Annotated in this window: 15 protein-coding genes; 10 read left to right on the top strand and 5 right to left on the bottom strand. The window is 60.7% G+C overall.

Annotation, left to right across the window (positions count from 1 at the left end; genetic code table 11):
* Positions 1-260 precede the first annotated feature (260 nt).
* Both HYE77_RS25110 and HYE77_RS25105 read right to left on the bottom strand, forming a co-directional pair.
* Positions 261-1,580 carry an ATP-binding protein gene (locus HYE77_RS25110; RefSeq protein WP_177040130.1) on the bottom strand — a complete coding sequence of 440 codons (1,320 nt, stop codon included), beginning with the start codon at positions 1,578-1,580 and terminating at the stop codon, positions 261-263.
* Positions 1,577-2,287: a response regulator gene (locus tag HYE77_RS25105; RefSeq protein ID WP_023659139.1), complete on the bottom strand. Its 711-nt coding sequence runs from the start codon at positions 2,285-2,287 to the stop codon at positions 1,577-1,579. Before HYE77_RS25105 ends, HYE77_RS25110 begins: the two co-directional genes overlap by 4 nt.
* 164 nt (positions 2,288-2,451) lie before the next feature.
* Between HYE77_RS25105 and HYE77_RS25100 the strand changes: the two genes are divergently transcribed.
* The 4 genes from HYE77_RS25100 to HYE77_RS25085 all read left to right on the top strand — a co-directional run bounded on the left by HYE77_RS25100 (position 2,452) and on the right by HYE77_RS25085 (position 6,683).
* Complete coding sequence (locus tag HYE77_RS25100; protein WP_003210369.1) at positions 2,452-3,240, top strand: VacJ family lipoprotein; 789 nt, start codon at positions 2,452-2,454, stop codon at positions 3,238-3,240.
* A complete protein-coding gene (locus HYE77_RS25095) occupies positions 3,230-3,475 on the top strand; it encodes a hypothetical protein (protein WP_003210371.1) in 246 nt (81 codons plus the stop codon). Before HYE77_RS25100 ends, HYE77_RS25095 begins: the two co-directional genes overlap by 11 nt.
* Positions 3,476-3,612: 137 nt before the next feature.
* On the top strand, positions 3,613-5,532 hold the full coding sequence (locus HYE77_RS25090) for an alkaline phosphatase D family protein (RefSeq protein ID WP_177069708.1): 1,920 nt from the start codon (positions 3,613-3,615) through the stop codon (positions 5,530-5,532).
* Between the two features lie 137 nt (positions 5,533-5,669).
* Complete coding sequence (locus HYE77_RS25085; protein ID WP_177069707.1) at positions 5,670-6,683, top strand: diguanylate cyclase; 1,014 nt, start codon at positions 5,670-5,672, stop codon at positions 6,681-6,683.
* Between the two features lie 4 nt (positions 6,684-6,687).
* Here HYE77_RS25085 and HYE77_RS25080 read toward each other — a convergent pair whose 3' ends face one another.
* On the bottom strand, positions 6,688-7,716 hold the full coding sequence (locus tag HYE77_RS25080) for an amino acid ABC transporter substrate-binding protein (protein ID WP_003210376.1): 1,029 nt from the start codon (positions 7,714-7,716) through the stop codon (positions 6,688-6,690).
* 144 nt (positions 7,717-7,860) lie between these two features.
* Here HYE77_RS25080 and HYE77_RS25075 point away from each other — a divergent pair, with 144 nt between their 5' ends.
* On the top strand, positions 7,861-8,757 hold the full coding sequence (locus HYE77_RS25075) for a LysR substrate-binding domain-containing protein (RefSeq protein ID WP_003210377.1): 897 nt from the start codon (positions 7,861-7,863) through the stop codon (positions 8,755-8,757).
* A gap of 106 nt (positions 8,758-8,863) precedes the next feature.
* Positions 8,864-10,114: an aspartate aminotransferase family protein gene (locus tag HYE77_RS25070; protein ID WP_177069705.1), complete on the top strand. Its 1,251-nt coding sequence runs from the start codon at positions 8,864-8,866 to the stop codon at positions 10,112-10,114.
* Between the two features lie 44 nt (positions 10,115-10,158).
* On the opposite strand, the gene HYE77_RS25065 is transcribed toward HYE77_RS25070, so the two are convergent.
* Together HYE77_RS25065 and HYE77_RS25060 are read right to left on the bottom strand one after the other, a co-directional pair.
* A complete protein-coding gene (locus HYE77_RS25065) occupies positions 10,159-10,542 on the bottom strand; it encodes a DUF1640 domain-containing protein (protein ID WP_177069704.1) in 384 nt (127 codons plus the stop codon).
* A 1-nt stretch (position 10,543) separates the two neighbouring features.
* Positions 10,544-10,801: a hypothetical protein gene (locus tag HYE77_RS25060; RefSeq protein WP_003210383.1), complete on the bottom strand. Its 258-nt coding sequence runs from the start codon at positions 10,799-10,801 to the stop codon at positions 10,544-10,546.
* A gap of 294 nt (positions 10,802-11,095) precedes the next feature.
* On the opposite strand from HYE77_RS25060, the gene HYE77_RS25055 reads away from it, so the two are divergent.
* The 4 genes from HYE77_RS25055 to HYE77_RS25040 all read left to right on the top strand — a co-directional run bounded on the left by HYE77_RS25055 (position 11,096) and on the right by HYE77_RS25040 (position 17,525).
* Complete coding sequence (locus tag HYE77_RS25055) at positions 11,096-12,433, top strand: carbohydrate porin (protein WP_177069703.1); 1,338 nt, start codon at positions 11,096-11,098, stop codon at positions 12,431-12,433.
* 113 nt (positions 12,434-12,546) lie between these two features.
* Complete coding sequence (locus tag HYE77_RS25050; RefSeq protein WP_008438499.1) at positions 12,547-14,964, top strand: glucose/quinate/shikimate family membrane-bound PQQ-dependent dehydrogenase; 2,418 nt, start codon at positions 12,547-12,549, stop codon at positions 14,962-14,964.
* A gap of 244 nt (positions 14,965-15,208) precedes the next feature.
* On the top strand, positions 15,209-16,066 hold the full coding sequence (locus tag HYE77_RS25045) for a 2OG-Fe(II) oxygenase (protein ID WP_177069701.1): 858 nt from the start codon (positions 15,209-15,211) through the stop codon (positions 16,064-16,066).
* Between the two features lie 34 nt (positions 16,067-16,100).
* A complete protein-coding gene (locus tag HYE77_RS25040; RefSeq protein WP_177069699.1) occupies positions 16,101-17,525 on the top strand; it encodes a pyridoxal-dependent decarboxylase in 1,425 nt (474 codons plus the stop codon).
* The last annotated feature ends 15 nt before the right edge of the window (positions 17,526-17,540 follow it).

Below are 17,540 nucleotides of genomic sequence, written 5' to 3'. Positions count from 1 at the left end.
AATGCGCACACTTCACGTCCTTTCTAATGAGAGCCAAAATCTATGTCCTTTCCAATCATTGGCAGCGCTTTCCATATCCAATCCTTCAATGGGCCCACTCATTCGCCTCAAGCCACTCAACCCGTCCAACCTATTCAGCCGGCCCCCAAACCAAACGATGAGCCCTCGCGTAGCAGTTCCAACCAGCAAAGTTTTCAGTCGAATAGCGGTAATCTGACTGATCTGGGAAAAGGCAATTTGCCGTGAGGGTTTAAGCCTTCCTAAACCGGCAACACCACCACGGCGGCCAACCCGCCACACGGGCGATTCTCCAACGTCAGCGTTCCACCGTGTTCCAGGACAATCGCCCGTGCCGTGGAAAGGCCCAAACCGACCCCGCCGGTACTTTTATTGCGTGAGCCTTCCAGCCGAAAGAACGGCAGGAACACCTGCTCATGCTGCTCCTGCGGGATGCCCGGGCCACGGTCCAGTACCCGTATCGTCACCACGCCCGGACTCTGTTGCAGTTCGATTTCCGGCGCCCGCCCGTAGTGGATCGCATTGTCCATCAGGTTGGTCATCACTCGCTTGAGCCCCAGCGGGCGACCGAAATACACCAGCCGTGGCGGGCCATTGAAGGTGATGTCGATGGACTGGTCGCGGTAATCGTCAATCAGCGTTTGCAGCAACTCAGCGAGGTCAAGTTGGGTAGCCTGTTCCAGACGCGCATCGTCGCGAAAGAATTCCAGCGCGGTGTTGATCATCGCCTGCATCTCGTCGACATCCCGGAACAGGCGGTGCTGCTGGTCGGCATCTTCGATGAATTCCCCCCGCAGGCGCAGGCGGGTCAGCGGCGCACGCAGGTCATGGGAAATCGCGGCGAGCATCTGGGTGCGGTCCTGGATGAAGTGCTGCAACTGCGCCTGCATGCCGTTGAACGCGAGAATCGCCTGGCGGATTTCCTGGGGGCCGACCGGCTCGATAGGCGGCGCACGAAAGTCGGCGCCGAAACGTCGCACACCCTGGGCGAAATACTGCAGCGGCCGGGCCAGGCGCCGGGTGGCGATCAGCGTGACCAGCGCGGTGGAAATCAGTACCAGCATCAGCACGATCAGGCTTCGCGGGCCTTCCGCCAGGCCCCAACTGCGCGACGGCGCGCTGAACATCAGCCAGGATTCATCCACCAGTTGCACCACCAGCGCATAGCGCCCGCCGGGGCCAGGCCAGTCGGACGGTTCGTAGGCTTCCATTCGCCGCTCCGGCCCCTTGAGCAGCTGTTTGAACACCTGGTCGGAGTGAAACCCCGGGTCTTCCAAAACCGGCACATCAATGCCTGTGCGGGTGGCCGACCAACTCACCTTGAAGCTGTCATCGGCCACTGCCCGAGTCAGTTGCGCGCGCTGGGACGGCTCTGCCGCTTCGATCATCCGCACGATCACCGCGACCTTCTCCAACAGGCCGGTTTCACCCAACGGCGGCCTGGCCCAAACGCCAGCCAGTTGCACAAACAGCGCATTGAAGGCCAGCGCTGTGAGCATCGCAATCAGGATGGTCAGGGCAATCCAGCGGGCCACGGTGTCCCGAGGTTTGAAGCGGCTCATGAGCGGGTCACCGCGACGGTGAACTGGTAACCACCGTTGCGCACGGTACGAATCATCGCCGGGCGCTTGGTGTCGAACTCCAGCTTGCGTCGCAGGCGGCTGACCTGTACGTCGATGCTGCGGTCGAAGGCGTCGTGGCTATGGCCCCGCGCCAGGTTCAGCAATTGCTCGCGGGTGAGCACGCGCTGCGGGTGTTCGACGAACACCAGCAGCAGGTCGAACTCCCCGGACGACAACGGGATCATCACCTGGTCCGGCGAGCGCAACTCACGGCGCGTCAGGTCCAGTTGCCAGCCGGCGAAACGAATCAGCGGGCGCGACACGTCGCCCAACGTCGGCCGGTTTTCACCCGCCCGACGCAGTACGGCGCGCACCCGGGCAAGTAATTCACGGGCATCGAAAGGTTTGCTCAGGTAATCATCGGCGCCCATTTCCAGGCCCACCACGCGATCACTCAGTTCGCCCATGGCGGTCAGCATGATCACCGGTGTTGCGTATTGCTGGCGCAGGCGCTGGCACAGCAACAGGCCGTTATCCCCCGGCAGCATCAGGTCGAGGATGATCAGGTCGGCAGGTGTACGCTCCATGGCCGCCCACAGCTCGGCGCCATTGGCGGCGGTCTCGACCGTGTAGCCATGTTGCAGGAAGAATTTCTTCAGCAGGGCGAGGACCTCGAGGTCATCGTCCACGATTAAAAGATGGCTCACCGATGGGCATCACTTGGTCTTGTCGATGCGCCATCTAAAACCATTCGACGCGGCCCGTCATATATTTCAATCGTGCAATAAAGCGTCAACGGCGCAATAAAGCAGACATCTTTGCGCAAGCTGCGGCTGCCAGCATCGGCTTCCTTTTCCCGGAGACTGACCCCATGCGCTCGCTGACGTACCCCCAGCACCTGGCTCGCCAGGCGGTGTTGTTGCTGACTGTGTCTTACCTCACAGGCTGCGCGAGCCCGGCCAACGTAACGAGTACCACACGCTGCGCACAGGTTTCCTACCCGGTGTATGACCCCGCCGAACCAGTCAACCGGGGCGTGTTCGCCTTCAACCGCGCGGTGGATGACTACGCCCTGGCGCCTGTAGCCCGAGGCTACCGATACATGCCGGAGTTTTTCCAGCAGGGTGTGCATAACTTCGCCAGCAACTTCAGCGAGCCCAAGGTCTTCATCAACGACCTGCTGCAAGGCAACCCACGGCGCTCGATCAACACCCTGGGACGTTTTGCGGTGAACACCACCGTGGGGATCGTCGGCTTGATTGATGTCTCGGACCCGCTGGGCATCCCTCGTCACACCGCCGACTTCGGCCAGACCTTTGGCGTGTGGGGGATTGGCAACGGGCCGATTGTCGAACTGCCGTTGCTGGGCACCGGCAACAGCCGCGATGCGGCGGGCAAGGTCCTGAACTTCCTGGTGGCGCCGCTGGGCGACAGCGATACCGTGCAAACCCTGGGCACCATCAGCCTGGTGGGTGGCACAGTGGACACGCGCGCCTCGTTGCTGCCGCTGACCGACAGCCTGCAAAAGCTGCCGGACTACTACAGTGCCTTGCGTAACGTGGTGGCCGAACACCGCGCGGCCTTTGTGCTGGAGGGCAAGCAGGGGGCGACGTCGCCTCAGGCCGATAATTGTGCACAGGGAGCCGGCGATGATTTCTGAATCAAGCTCACTGGTCCTGCAACGTCAGGTTCGTAAACGCGGGACCAGCGCCCTGCTCTGCCGGGAGACCCGCCTGAGCCTGTCGTCGGAGCAGGGCCGCCTGGTGCTGAGCCGCTATGTCGAACGGTACAGCCCGCAGGGTGTGCGCTGGGTCGAGCGCCAGCACAGTGTGGCCCTGGCCGAAGTGCTGCGCTGGATGATTGCCGAAGGCGAGACCTGCGCCACGCAGTCATGATTTGAGATGAAAGGTTTATAGCCCGGGCCAGTGGGCGCCGGGTAATTTGCCGCTCGCCCGGGTATCGCGCCTTAACAAAACGCTGACATTCAATGCGTTACCTTTTCGGCCCAACCTTGCCCAGAGCCGTTGCCTTGATGCCTCACCCCGACACACTTCCCGCTGTACTCGCCGGCCCGTTGCTGCGACGCCTGGAACCGCGGCGCCTGGTGATGTGGCTGGTGGGAAGTCGTCCCCTGGCATTGACCCTGAGGCTGCAAGTCGCCCAAGGCGCGGCGCTCGATATCGAGTTGGACGCCAGCCAATGCAAGGTGGTGCCCGTCGGGCGCCAGGCCTTTATCCATCTGATCGACGTACCGCTGGCGGAAGCCCTGCCCCAGGACGTGAGCATCGGCTACGACCTGCTGGTAAACCGTGCCGGTATCGCCGAATGGGCGCCGCACCTGCTCTACCCGGGCGCACAAGGCCCGCATTTCGTCCTGCACAGCCGCATCCACCAATTGGTCCACGGTTCCTGCCGCAAGCCCCATCACAGCGCAGCCGACGGTTTGCTGTGTGTCGACCGGCTGCTGGCCGAATCGAACACCCTGGAGGAACGCCCGGCCTTGTTGATGATGAGTGGCGACCAGGTCTACGCCGACGATGTCGCGGGGCCGATGCTGCGGGCCATTCATGCGCTGATCACGCGCCTCGGCCTGTTTGATGAACACCTCGACGGTGCCGTCGTCGACAACAGCGCCGCGCTTTATGAGCATGCCGCCAGCTACTACCATCGAGCCGACCTGTTGCCCGCCCTGAAGAGCAACGAGACCCTGCGCGAGCGTTTTTTTGGCGGGGTGAAGAAGCCTATTTTCACCAGCAGCAGCGCCGACAACCACCTGGTGACTTTTGCCGAAGTCATGGCGATGTACCTGCTGGCGTGGTCGCCCGTACCGTGGCAGCTGATCACACCGCAAGCGCCGCAACTGCGCGCCGAAGGGCACGTACGCTATGGGCACGAGCAAGTGCAGATCGACACGTTCCGTGACGGCCTGGGTGGCGTGGCCAGGGTGTTCGCCCACCTCTCCTGCCTGATGATCTTCGACGATCACGACATCACCGACGACTGGAACCTCAGCGCCCAATGGGAAGAAACCGCCTACGGGCATCCGTTCTCCAAGCGCATCATCGGCAACGCACTGCTGGCCTACATGCTGTGCCAGGGCTGGGGCAATAACCCGGATGCGTTCGATACGGTGATCGGCAAAACCCTGGCGCTCACCACACAGGCCCACGACAACTACCTGCAGCCTGTCGCTCAAGATGAGCTGGTGGATGACCTGCTGAAGTTCCAGCAATGGCATTACGTGCTGCCCACCACCCCCGCACTGGTAGTGCTCGACACCCGTACCCGGCGCTGGCGCAGCGAGTTCAACCTCAAGCAACCCTCCGGCCTGCTGGACTGGGAAGCACTGAGCGAACTGCAACAGGAGCTGCTGGATCACCCTTGCGCGATCATCGTTTCACCGGCGCCGATCTTCGGCGTCAAGCTGATCGAAACCGTGCAGAAGGCCTTCAGCTGGTGCGGCTACCCGCTGTTGGTGGACGCGGAAAACTGGATGGCCCACCGGGGCGCGGCACAGGTGATCCTCAACATCTTTCGTCACTCCCGCACACCGGGCAACTACGTGATCCTCTCGGGAGACGTGCACTACTCGTTCGTCTATGAAGTGCTGATTCGCCACCGCAATGCCGGTCCAAAAATCTGGCAGATCACCAGCAGCGGCATCAAGAACGAATTCCCGCCGCGCTTGCTGGAATGGTTCGACCGTCTCAATCGATGGCTCTACTCACCGCGCTCACCGCTGAACTGGTTCACCCGTCGCCGACTCATGCAGGTAGTGCCGCATATTCCGGAACACGCTGAAGCGGGCGAACGGCTCTGGAATTCTGCCGGGATCGGGCAGGTGTTTTTTAACCGGCAGGGGCAGCCTGAGGCGATTTATCAGCACAATGCCAATGGGGCGCCCAGGACCAGGATGGCGGCGCCTGATCAGAAGCTGAACCCAAGCAAGTAGTGGCTTTTAGCCACATCCCCACTAGACCAAAGACCCCCTTCTAAGCGCCAAGGCGCCGTTGTACAGTACCGCCAGCCACGGAGTATCGGCATCAATTTTGGCTGGCCCCAGGAGCCAGTCCACGCAGGGAGTGCGCAATGGACGATACATCCGGCAGCGAACCGTCAAGGAAGGACTTTTGCGACCTTAACGCCGACATGCTGCATGCCATCATGGAGCTGGTCAGCGACGGGATCTGGGACTGGAACGCCAACACCGGGTTCGTTTACCGCAACCCCGGCTGGTACGAAATGCTCGGCTATGCCCATCACTCCCTGGAAAACAGCGTATTCACCTGGGAAAACGTGATTCATCCCGATGACTATCCCCAAGTGATGGTGCTGTTTGATAACTACATCAACCGCCGCACCACTCACTATCAAGCCGAATACCGCTGCCGCAAGAAAGACGGCTCCTACCTGTGGATCGAAGACCGCGGCTACGTGATCGCACGTAACGACGACGGCTCGGTGGCACGCATGGTCGGCGCCCACCGCAGTATCCAGGCGCGCAAACAGTCCATCGAACAGCTGGAGCGCCGCAATCAATCCCTTGAAGCCCTGGTGGCCGAGCGCACCCGCGAGCTGTCGCGGGTCAATCAACAACTGCAGTTGCAACTGGACGAGAATCGCTCCCTGGCCGAACGCGACGCCTTGACTCGCGTGGCCAATCGTTACCGCCTTGAACGCGTCCTGCTGGAAGAGTGCGCTCGCGCCCAACGGTTTCGCCTGCCGCTGTCGCTGATCGCCATGGACATTGACGACTTCAAGCCCATCAACGATCAGCACGGCCATGCCGTAGGCGATGAAACCCTGGTGCGCGTGGTGGAATGCCTGGAGGCCTGCATTCGCCACGGCGACTTGCTGGCCCGCTGGGGCGGCGATGAATTCATGGTCATCGTGCCCAAAAGCACGTTGGAGACCGCGCGGGAATTGGCCGAGCGAATGCGCTGTGCGTTCAAGGACTTGCCCGCCGTGGGCAGCTTCAAGGTGACGTTGAGCCTCGGCGTGGTAGAGCGACGCAACGATGAGTCACCCGCCTGCCTGATGGCCAGGGCCGATCAGGCGTTGTATCGCTCCAAGGCGGCGGGCAAGGACACGGTTTCTTCGTGAAACCTCAGCGAACCGGCGGCGCGTACTGGATCCCGCCGTTGCTCCACAGGGCATTAAGGCCGCGCTTGATCTTCAGCACGCTGCCCTGGCCGATGTTGCGCTCGAACACCTCGCTGTAGTTGCCCACTTGCTTGACGATCTGCACGACCCAGTCCTTGCGCAGTTTCAGGTCCTTGCCGTAGTCACCGTCTGCGCCGAGCAAACGGGCGACGTCCGGGTTCTTGCTGGACTTGGCTTGCTCTTCAACGTTCTGCGAAGTGATGCCCATTTCCTCGGCATTGAGCATGGCGAACAACGTCCACTTGACGATGCTGAACCACTCGTCGTCGCCCTTGCGCACCAGCGGGCCCAATGGCTCCTTGGAAATGACTTCCGGCAATACGACGAACTCATCCGGGTGAGCCATCTTGATCCGCTGGGCGTACAGCCCCGACTGGTCGGTGGTAAGCACGTCGCAGCGGCCCGCTTCGAGGCCCTTGGCACTTTCGTCAGCAGTGTCGAAGGTAATCGGCGTGTACTTCAGGCCGTTGGCGCGGAAGTAATCCGAGACGTTCAGCTCGGTGGTGGTGCCGGCCTGGATGCAGATGGTCGCGCCGTCCAGGTCCTTGGCGCTCTTCACACCGAGCTTGGTGTTCACCAGGAACCCGATGCCGTCGTAGTAGGTCACGCCGGTGAACACCATGCCCATGCCCGCGTCACGGGAACTGGTCCAGGTGGTGTTGCGGGAAATCAGGTCGATCTCGCCGGATTGCAACGCAGTGAAACGCTCCTTGGCGGTCAACTGGCTGAACTTCACTTTCGACGCGTCACCAAAGAGTGCTGCGGCGACGGCGTGGCACACGTCCACATCAATGCCGGTCATCTTGCCGTTGGCGTCCGGCACGCCAAAACCCGGCAACCCATCACTGACCCCACACTGGATAAAACCCTTCTTCTGGATCGCATCCAGGGTCGCCCCTGCGTGGGCGCTCCCTGCCAGTCCCAGTAATGCTGCGGCGGTGAATGCCGCCAACGTGGATTTCATGTGCTTCATGCAAGGCGCTCCCTGTCGGTCTTTATTATTCGGCGCCACAAACCCGCGCCGTTTATAGTGTTGCCGGTCAGTATCAACGGCTTTACACCTTGGCCACAAACGACGTTTAGGCAAAGGCTCCTTCCGATTTGGAATGAACTTCTCATGATCTCGAAACGCTTGACCCCTTCGATGACCGCCCTGCAGTGCTTCGAAGCCGCCGCCCGCCACCTGAGTTTCACCCGCGCTGCCGAAGAACTGCACCTGACCCAGAGCGCGGTGAGCAAGCAGGTGGCACAGCTCGAAGAGATGCTCTGCCACCCGCTGTTCCAGCGAGTACGCCAGCGTTTGTACCTGTCGCCGGCGGGCTCGCTGTACCTGGAGGAAGTACGCAAGATCCTCAACCAGGTGGATATTTCCAGCCGCTACATCCTCACCTACGGTGGCGAGACCGAAGTGCTGCGCATCGCCACCCAGCCGACCTTCGGTGACCGCTGGCTGGTGCCCAAGCTCAAGGATTTTGCCGCGCGCCATCCCAATATCCATCTGGACGTGCGCAACGAACTGGAGCCGTTCGACGTGTTGCAGGCCAAGGCAGATATCGCGTTTTTCTTCGGCCAGGGAGCGTGGCCGGGGGCAACTTGCATCGAGTTGTTTCGCGAAGCCGTGGTGCCGGTCTGTGCCCCCGGGTTTGTTGCCGCTGGCAGCGACGCCTCGTCCCGCCACACCTTGCTGCAATGCACCTCGCGCCCGGAAGCCTGGCACGAGTGGTTTCTGGAACAGGGCCTGCACTCGCAAAACAGCTACCACGGGCCGCGTTTCGACACGTTCTACATGTGCATCCGCGCCGCGCAATCGGGGTACGGCGTGGCGTTGGTGCCGCAGTATCTGGTGGCCGAGGAATTGGCGAACGCCAGCCTGATGATCCCCTGGGATTACAGAATGCCGAGTGCCGGCGCGCACTTTATCGCCCATGCCGAACATGCCGGGGAGATCCCGAAAGTGAAGGCGTTCCTGAACTGGATGGTGGATGTGGCGAGGGAGCTTGCTCCCTCGCCATAGCACATCCCGACTTTTAATAATGACCCGGCGACTTTATTTCGTTTGCGGGGCAAGGCGGCTCACGGCTTAGATAAAAGGACGCATCCTATTCTTGAGTCCCGGATCCATGAGCCGCGAAACCATCAGCCAGTCGATTTCCATCGTCCACCCCATCAGCCTCAGCCATGGCCGGAACGCCGAAGTCTGGGACACCACCGGCAAGCGCTTCATCGATTTCGTCGGCGGCATCGGCGTGCTCAACCTGGGCCACTGCCACCCGCGTGTGGTGGAGGCGATCCGCGACCAGGCCACCAGGCTCACCCACTACGCCTTCAATGCTGCGCCTCACGCGCCCTACATCGAACTGATGGACCGTCTTACCGCATTCATCCCGGTGGATTACCCGGTCAGTGGCATGCTCACCAACAGTGGTGCGGAAGCGGCGGAAAACGCCCTGAAAATTGTCCGCGGCGCCACTGGCCGCACCGCCGTCATCGCCTTTGACGGTGCGTTTCATGGGCGCACGCTGGCGACGCTCAATCTCAACGGCAAGGTCGCGCCCTACAAGCAAAAAGTCGGCGTATTGCCGGGGCCGGTGTTCCACCTGCCCTACCCCAGCCGCGACAACGGCGTGACCTGCGGCGAAGCACTCAAGGCGATGGACCGCCTGTTCAGCGTGGAAATCGACGTCGACGACGTGGCCTGTTTCATCATCGAACCCGTGCAGGGCGAAGGTGGTTTCCTGGCGCTGGACGTGGAATTTGCCCAGGCCGTGCGACGCTTCTGCGATGAGAAAAACATCCTGTTGATTGCCGATGAAATCCAGTCCGGCTTCGGCCGCACCGGCCAGCGCTTCGCCTTCTCACGCCTGGGCATCGAACCGGACCTGATCCTGCTGGGCAAAAGCATCGCCGGCGGTGTGCCGTTGGGTGCGGTGGTGGGTCGCAAGACATTGCTCGACAACCTGCCCAAAGGCGGCCTCGGCGGCACCTACTCCGGTAACCCGATTGCCTGCGCGGCGGCCTTGGCCACCCTGGATGAAATGACGGACGAGCACCTGCAAGGTTGGGGCGCGCAGCAGGAAGAAGCGATCGTCAGTCGCTATGAATCATGGTGTTCGAAAAGGCTCTCCCCCTACCTCGGCCGCTTGACCGGCGTGGGCGCCATGCGTGGCATCGAACTGGCCAACGCCGACGGCAGCCCGGCGCCACAACAACTGGCCCAGCTGCTGGCACTGGCCCGCGAGGCGGGTTTGTTGCTGATGCCCAGCGGCAAATCGCGGCATATCATCCGCCTGCTGGCGCCGTTGACGATTGAAGCGGCGGTGCTGGAGGAAGGGCTGGATATTCTTGAAGAGTGTTTGGCGAAGTTGGCTTAAAAACCAAAAAGCCCGGCGGGAAGCCGGGCTTCGAACGGAAAACGTCAGTGGACGAGTCGGGCGACGCCAAAGGCGATGGCAGACAAGGCGCCAGCTGTTCCGACAAACCATTTCAGCAGTCGGGTTTCCAACGATTGCATATCCGTTCTGAAATTGGCGATTGAGAGATCCAACTTGGAGGTTGCTTCGAGCAGGTCGATTTTGGTCTGCATCAGATCGGACTTGGTGGCCATGTGCTCCTGCATGCCATCCAGCTTCGTCTCGACGCGCTCCAATCTTGCCTCAACTTGTGAAATACGCTTTTCCAAATCGTTTTCTCCTCCGTTGCCCCCACCGCCTGCGCCGCCTTTGCGGTCGTAGCCTGATGACGAACCTTGACGGTACTCCTGGCGAAGATAGCTCACATTATCCTTGAGGTCATTCGCCATTTCAGGCCTCCTTCTTTTGGGTCAAAGCATTCAGTCCATCAGCTACACCTTCCATGCAGTCGATAAACTCATTCAGCTTCACCCATGCTTCATCTGCCGCCTGTTTTACATCCACGTCTTCACTATGTTTGAGCGCACCGGACAAGCTAATGATGCCGGAGCCGAGCCTAGCAATTGCACTGTGATACTGACCGAGAATAATGACTAGTTCCCCGGCTGTTACGGCCTTTGCCTCACCTACGTTGTCGTCGCCTTCCATGTCGACCCCCCATCTGTTTTGGTGACGCAGATAACCACGCCCTCAAACACAAACCAACGCACAGATTGCTACCAAATCCGACGATCCAGCGCACTATTACCAAATCCGAAAGAATCCATCTTCCGTTTAGCCCTTTCTCTCCCCGCGCCAGGGCTTTATCCTTGTCAGCAACAAACTGAAACGTTTCATCATTCCACCAAACCATCGACCGCCCGTGTTCAACGCCCTTGTGCGAACGCGCCAGGCCGCTGTTTGCGTTTCAAAACCATAAAATATTAAGACCCCATTTTGCCTATGCCTGCTTTCCCAAACCTGCGCCTGTGCGCTGCGCTGTTACCGTTCGGCTTGATCAACTGTGCCCAGGCCGCACCTGCCTTTGACGCTGAATCACCGTGGATGCTGGGAGATTTCGGCGGCACTCGGACAGCGCTGTCTCAACAAGGCTACGACTTCAAATTCGACTACACCGGCGAAATGGGCAGCAACCTGCACGGCGGCTCGGATCACGACCGCACTGCGCGCTACAGCGACCAATTCGGCCTGGGCACGCACCTGGATCTGCAGAAGATCCTCGGCTGGCACGACGCCGAGTTCCAGCTGACGGTGACCGAGCGCAGTGGCAACAACATCACCAATGACCGGGTCAACGATCCGCGTGTGGGCGGTTTTACCTCGTCCCAGGAAGTCTGGGGCCGTGGCCAGACCTGGCGCCTGACGCAGATGTGGTACCAGCAGAAATTCTTCGACCAGAAGCTCGACATCAAGGCCGGGCGCTTTGGCGAAGGTGAAGACTTCAACAGCTTCCCCTGCGACTTCCAGAACCTCGCATTCTGCGGCTCGCAGGTCGGTAACTGGGTTGGCAGCATCTGGTACAACTGGCCGGTGAGCCAGTGGGCGATGCGGGTCAAATATCACCTGACGCCCGAGTTGTACGCCCAGGTCGGCGCCTACGAACAGAACCCGTCCAACCTCGATCGCGGCAACGGCTTCAAGCTCAGCGGCAGCGGCACCCAAGGCGCCCTGCTCCCGGTTGAGCTGGTGTGGACGCCTACGCTGAACGGCCTGCCCGGCGAATACCGCGCCGGCTACTACTACAGCAGCGCCAAGGCCAGCGATGTGTATAAAGACCGCAACGACCAGCCGGCAGCCCTCAGCGGCGAGGCCTATCGCAGCGCCTCCAGCAAGCACGGGGTGTGGCTGGGGGTGCAGCAGCAAGTCACCAGCCTGGCCAGCGACCATTCGCGGGGCTTGAACGTGTTCGCCAACGGCACGATGCACGACAAGAAAACCAACGCTGTGGATAACTACGTGCAAGCCGGCGTGGTCTACAAGGGCCTGTTCGACGCTCGCGCCAAGGACGATATCGGTTTCGCCGTGGCCCGGGTGCACGTCAACCCGGCCTACCGCAAGAATGCCGAGGCAAGCAACCAGGCCCACGCGGTATACGACTTCGATGACCCATCCTACCTGCCGATTCAACACACGGAATACAGCGCTGAGCTCTATTACGGCATCCATGTCACCCAGTGGCTGACGGTGCGCCCGAACCTGCAATACATCCGTCACCCCGGAGCCGTGGCCCAGGTGGATGACGCGCTCATCGGCGGGATCAAGCTGCAAAGCTCATTCTGACGTTGTAAGTAAATTCTGAAGAAAACGAATTAGCCCTGAACCAAGCCTGCGCCGGAACGTCATCTACAGTGAACTGTGCGCAATCAATTCAAAACGTAACGGAGAACCACACTATGAGCACTGATGGTGCTTCAAGTCCAAGTCGCCTGCTGCCCAGGCTGCTGGGGATCTTGCTGCTGATAATGGGCCTGGCCTTGTTGGCCGGGGGGATCAAGCTGAGCATGCTCGGCGGGTCGCTGTATTACCTGCTGGCCGGTCTCGGCATCACCGTCACAGGCCTGTTGCTGCTGGCAACACGCCGTGCGGCGCTGGGCTTGTACGCACTGGTGCTGTTTGCCAGCACCGTATGGGCGCTGTGGGAAGTCGGCCTGGACTGGTGGCAACTGGTACCGCGCCTGGCCCTGCTGTTTGCCCTCGGCATCGTCATGCTGCTCCCGTGGTTCCGCCGTCCGTTGCTGCGTGGCCAAGCCTCGCCGCTGGGCACTGGCGCGCTGAGCGTCGCGGTCGTACTGGCCGGCGCCGCTGCATTGGCCAGCCAATTCACCGACCCGGGCGCCATGGTCAAGAAAGGCCAGCTGGACCGCGATGCGGTACCGGGCATGGCCAGCACTGCGCCAGCCCAGGCTGATGGTGACTGGAACTCCTATGGCCGTTCGGCCTTCGGTGATCGTTACTCGCCACTCGCACAGATCACTCCGGAAAACGCCCACAAGCTGGTTCCAGCCTGGACCTTCCGTACGGGCGACATCCCTGGCCCAGGCGATCCCGGTGAAACCACCGCGGAAAACACCCCGCTGAAAGTCAACGGCATGCTCTACGTGTGCACGCCCCACAGCCAGGTGATTGCCCTGGACCCGGACACCGGCAAGGAAATCTGGCGTTTCGACCCGAAGATCAGCAGCGAAGGTGCTGCCAACTTCAAGGGTTGGGCGCACATGACCTGCCGTGGCGTGTCGTATCACGATGACGCGGTCTATGCCTCGGAACAGAGCCCGACTGGCAGCGCCAGCCCGGCCGCCGCGCCGAATGCCTGCCCGAAACGCATCTTCGTCCCTACCGCCGACACCCGTCTGATCGCCCTGAACGCCGACACCGGCAAGATGTGCGAAGACTTCGGTGACAAAGGCCAGATCGACTTGCGTGCCAACATCGGCACCTTCGCCCCGGGCGGTTACTACTCCACCTCGCCACCGGCCGTCACCAAGAACCTGGTGGTAATCGGCGGTCACGTGACCGACAACGTCTCCACCGACGAGCCTAGCGGCGTGATCCGTGCGTTCGACGTGCACACCGGCAAGCTGGTGTGGAATTGGGACAGCGGCAACCCGGACGACACCACCCCGTTGGCCGAGGGCAAGACTTACACCCGCAACTCGCCAAACATGTGGTCGATGTTCGCGGTGGACGAAAAACTCGGCATGCTCTACCTGCCGATGGGTAACCAGATGCCCGACCAGTACGGCGGCGACCGGACTCCGGACTCCGAGAAGTACAGCGCCGGCCTGACTGCCCTGGACATCGACAGCGGCCACGTGAAGTGGACCTTCCAGTTCACTCACCATGACCTGTGGGACATGGACGTGGGCGGCCAGCCTTCGCTGATCGACATCAAGACCGCTGACGGCGTGAAGCAAGCGGTGATGGCGTCGACCAAGCAAGGCAGCATCTACGTGATCGACCGCTCGAACGGTCAGCCTGTAGTGCCGATCAATGAAATCCCTGTACCGCAAGGCGCAGTGGCCGGCGATCACACCGCACCGACCCAACCGAAGTCCGACCTGAACTTCATGCCACCGCCCCTCAAGGAGCGTGACATGTGGGGCGTGACGCCGTTCGACCAGATGCTGTGCCGGATTGACTTCAAATCCATGCGCTACGACGGTCCGTTCACCCCGCCATCGCTGCAGGGCTCGATCGTTTACCCAGGTAACTTCGGCGTGTTCGACTGGGGTGGCATTTCCGTCGACCCGGTTCGCCAGATCGCGTTCGTGAACCCGAGCTACATGGCGTTCAAATCGAAACTGATCCCGGCCGCCGACATTGCCAAGCAAGGCCCACGGGTCAGCGAAACCGAAGGGGTGCAGCCGAACAAAGGCGCGCCATACGGTGTGATCCTCGAAGCCATGCTGTCGCCACTGGGCCTGCCGTGCCAGGCGCCGGCGTGGGGTTATGTGGCCGCGGTCGACCTGACCAACCACCAGACCATCTGGATGCACAAGAACGGCACCGTGCGTGACAGCTCGCCGGTTCCGATTCCACTGACCATGGGCGTGCCAAGCCTGGGCGGGACTTTTACCACCGCCGGTGGCGTGTCCTTCCTCAGCGGTACCCTTGACCAGTACCTGCGTGCCTATGACGTGAAAAACGGCAAGCAGTTGTGGGAAGGCCGCCTGCCGGCAGGCGCGCAAACCACACCGATGACCTACACCGGCAAGGACGGCAAGCAGTACGTGCTGGTCATGGCCGGCGGTCATGGTTCCCTGGGCACCAAGCAGGGTGACTATGTGATGGCGTTCAAACTGCCGGATTAAGCAAAACCGGCAGTAAGAAAAAGGCGGCTACCTAAGTGGGTAGCCGCCTTTTTTTATGCGTGAAATAAAGCGATCCGATAGCGCCGATGTATTTAAAAGTTTACTCGGAAAAGTCCTATACCTCCCCAAAAGTCTTTCCCTCAACTTTGGCCCTGCGCCATCCGACGCTCACTGTCGCCAGTAAATCCCCAGCCAAACAAACGTTATCTATATGACGTGCTGTAACTAACATGGAGTTTTCATCATGACGGACCTCAACAGCGTTGAATCAATACCTGCAGTCCCGCATAGCAAGGCGCCCGGGATCCTGGCGCTTGAGCAACTCGACACACTCAGCCTGGAAAAACTTATTCGTGGAGAAATACTTGCCATCCGGGTACCTGACTACGCGAATGAACAAACCAGCGAAGTACTAAATAAACATATCAACGAAACGGCGACGCTCCAGGAATATAACCACGAGACCTATGAGCACGGAAAAGTTGTCCAGCATTTCTATGGTGTCCATCGCTGGGGAACACCGTTCAACTCCACCTACGGCAAGGCCGCAGACAGCTATTCGCAACAGAAATACTACGCAGACGCCAACCACATGCGCTGCGTGATCGATGACCTCTGTGCCCCGCGCAAACCACCCATCCATCTACTGATGGAGCATATCCGGCAGGTGTGGCCAGAAGGTGCGACAACCGCGGCGTTCCAGGGCCAGCCGATGTTCTGCGGCATTATCCGCGCCATGTTCCCGGAGACAGCCCACCTCTCCGAAACAGTCCCCCATGTCGATTGCCTGCCCTTGTCGATTGCCGAACTGGAACATCAATTCAGCGCGAATATTTACCTCGAAGTACCCCCTTCCGGAGGTGAACTGGTCATTTGGGATACCGAGGCGTTTACCTACGACGAGGTCATCCGTTTCGAAGGGGCGGAACTGCCCGAAGATCGTTTGCAAAAACCGCTGCGCATCCAGCCGCAGAAAAACGAACTGGTGATTATCAATACTCGCCGTCCCCATGCCATTTGCGGTTTCGATTCAGGCAAGCGCATCAGCATCCAGTCGTTTATCGGCTATACCACTGGCCAGCCGTTTTACTTCTGGTGCTAACGCCTTTATTTCTCTTCCTGACGGACACCCTGATATGACACCTGAAGAATTCCGCCGACATGGCCACGCCATGATCGACCTGATTGCAGACTATCGACAAAACATCGAGCAACGCGGTGTGCAACCCACCACGGCCCCGGGCGAAATCAGGTCCGCATTGCCGGCCAGCCCGCCTGAGACAGCCGAACCGTTCGAACAGATCATGGGCGACGTCGAAACACTGATCATGCCCGGTCTGTTGCATTGGCAGCATCCAAGCTTCTTCGGGTTCTTCCCGTCGAATGTGGAACTGTCCTCCGTCCTCGGCGATTGCTTGAGTACCGGCCTGGGCGTGGTGGGATTGTCGTGGCAATCGAGCCCGGCCCTGACTGAAATAGAGGAAGTCACCACCGATTGGCTGCGCGACATGATCGGCCTGAGCGCCAACTGGAGCGGAGTAATCCAGGACTCGGCCTCGACCTCCACCCTCGTGGCGCTGATCAGCGCCCGCGAACGCAGCTCCCACTACGCGCTGATGCACGATGGCCTGCAAAACAGCGGCGCCCCCTTGATCGTCTACACCTCGGCCCACGCCCATAGTTCAGTGAACAAGGCCGCGATCCTGGCGGGGTTCGGCCAGAACAATATCCGTACCGTGGCAACCGACGAACACAATGCAATGTCACCGCATGCATTGGAGCGGGCAATCGAACAAGACCTGGCTGCCGGGAACAGACCCTGTGTGGTGATTGCGACCACCGGCACAACGGCAGCCATGGCCATCGACCCCCTGGAAGCCATCGGCGCCCTGACGCAACGCCACGGCCTGTGGTTGCATGTCGACTCAGCCATGGCCGGGGCCGCGATGATCCTCCCGGAATGCCGCGCGCTGTGGCACGGCATCGAGAACGCCGACTCGCTGGTCCTCAACCCTCACAAATGGCTGGGGGCGGCGTTTGATTGCTCGGTGTACTTTGTACGCGACCCCGAGCACTTGATTCGCATCATGACCACCAACCCCAGCTATCTACAGTCCAAGGCTGACGGCCAGGTCAGGAACTACCGCGACTGGCGGATCTCCCTGGGCAGCCGGTTCCGCGCGCTGAAGCTGTGGTTCCTGATCCGCGAGCAAGGCGTCAACGGCCTGCAGGCCCGGCTGCGGCGTGACCTGGCGAATGCCCGCTGGCTGGCAGAACAGATTGAAGGCAGCAAACACTGGAAACTGGTAGCCGCCGTTACCCTGCAAACCTTGTGCATTCGCCACGAGCCACCAGGCCTTGATGGTGAGGCGCTGGATAACTACACCCGGGCCTGGGCGGAAAAGCTCAACCATTCAGGCAGCGCCTACGTCACCCCCGCCGTGCTCGACGAGCGCTGGATGGTACGCGTGTCCATTGGCGCGCTGGGGACGGAGCGCCACCACGTCGAAGGCTTGTGGGAACGGTTGCAAAGCCTGGTCGATGCAACGGTGGAACACTGAAAGACCGGCGTCGGT

The sequence above is a fragment of the Pseudomonas sp. IPO3774 genome (assembly GCF_013386835.1).
Lineage (GTDB): Bacteria > Pseudomonadota > Gammaproteobacteria > Pseudomonadales > Pseudomonadaceae > Aquipseudomonas.
The sequence above is the reverse complement of the archived record's forward strand: the minus strand, read 5'-3'. Positions and strand labels throughout refer to the sequence as shown.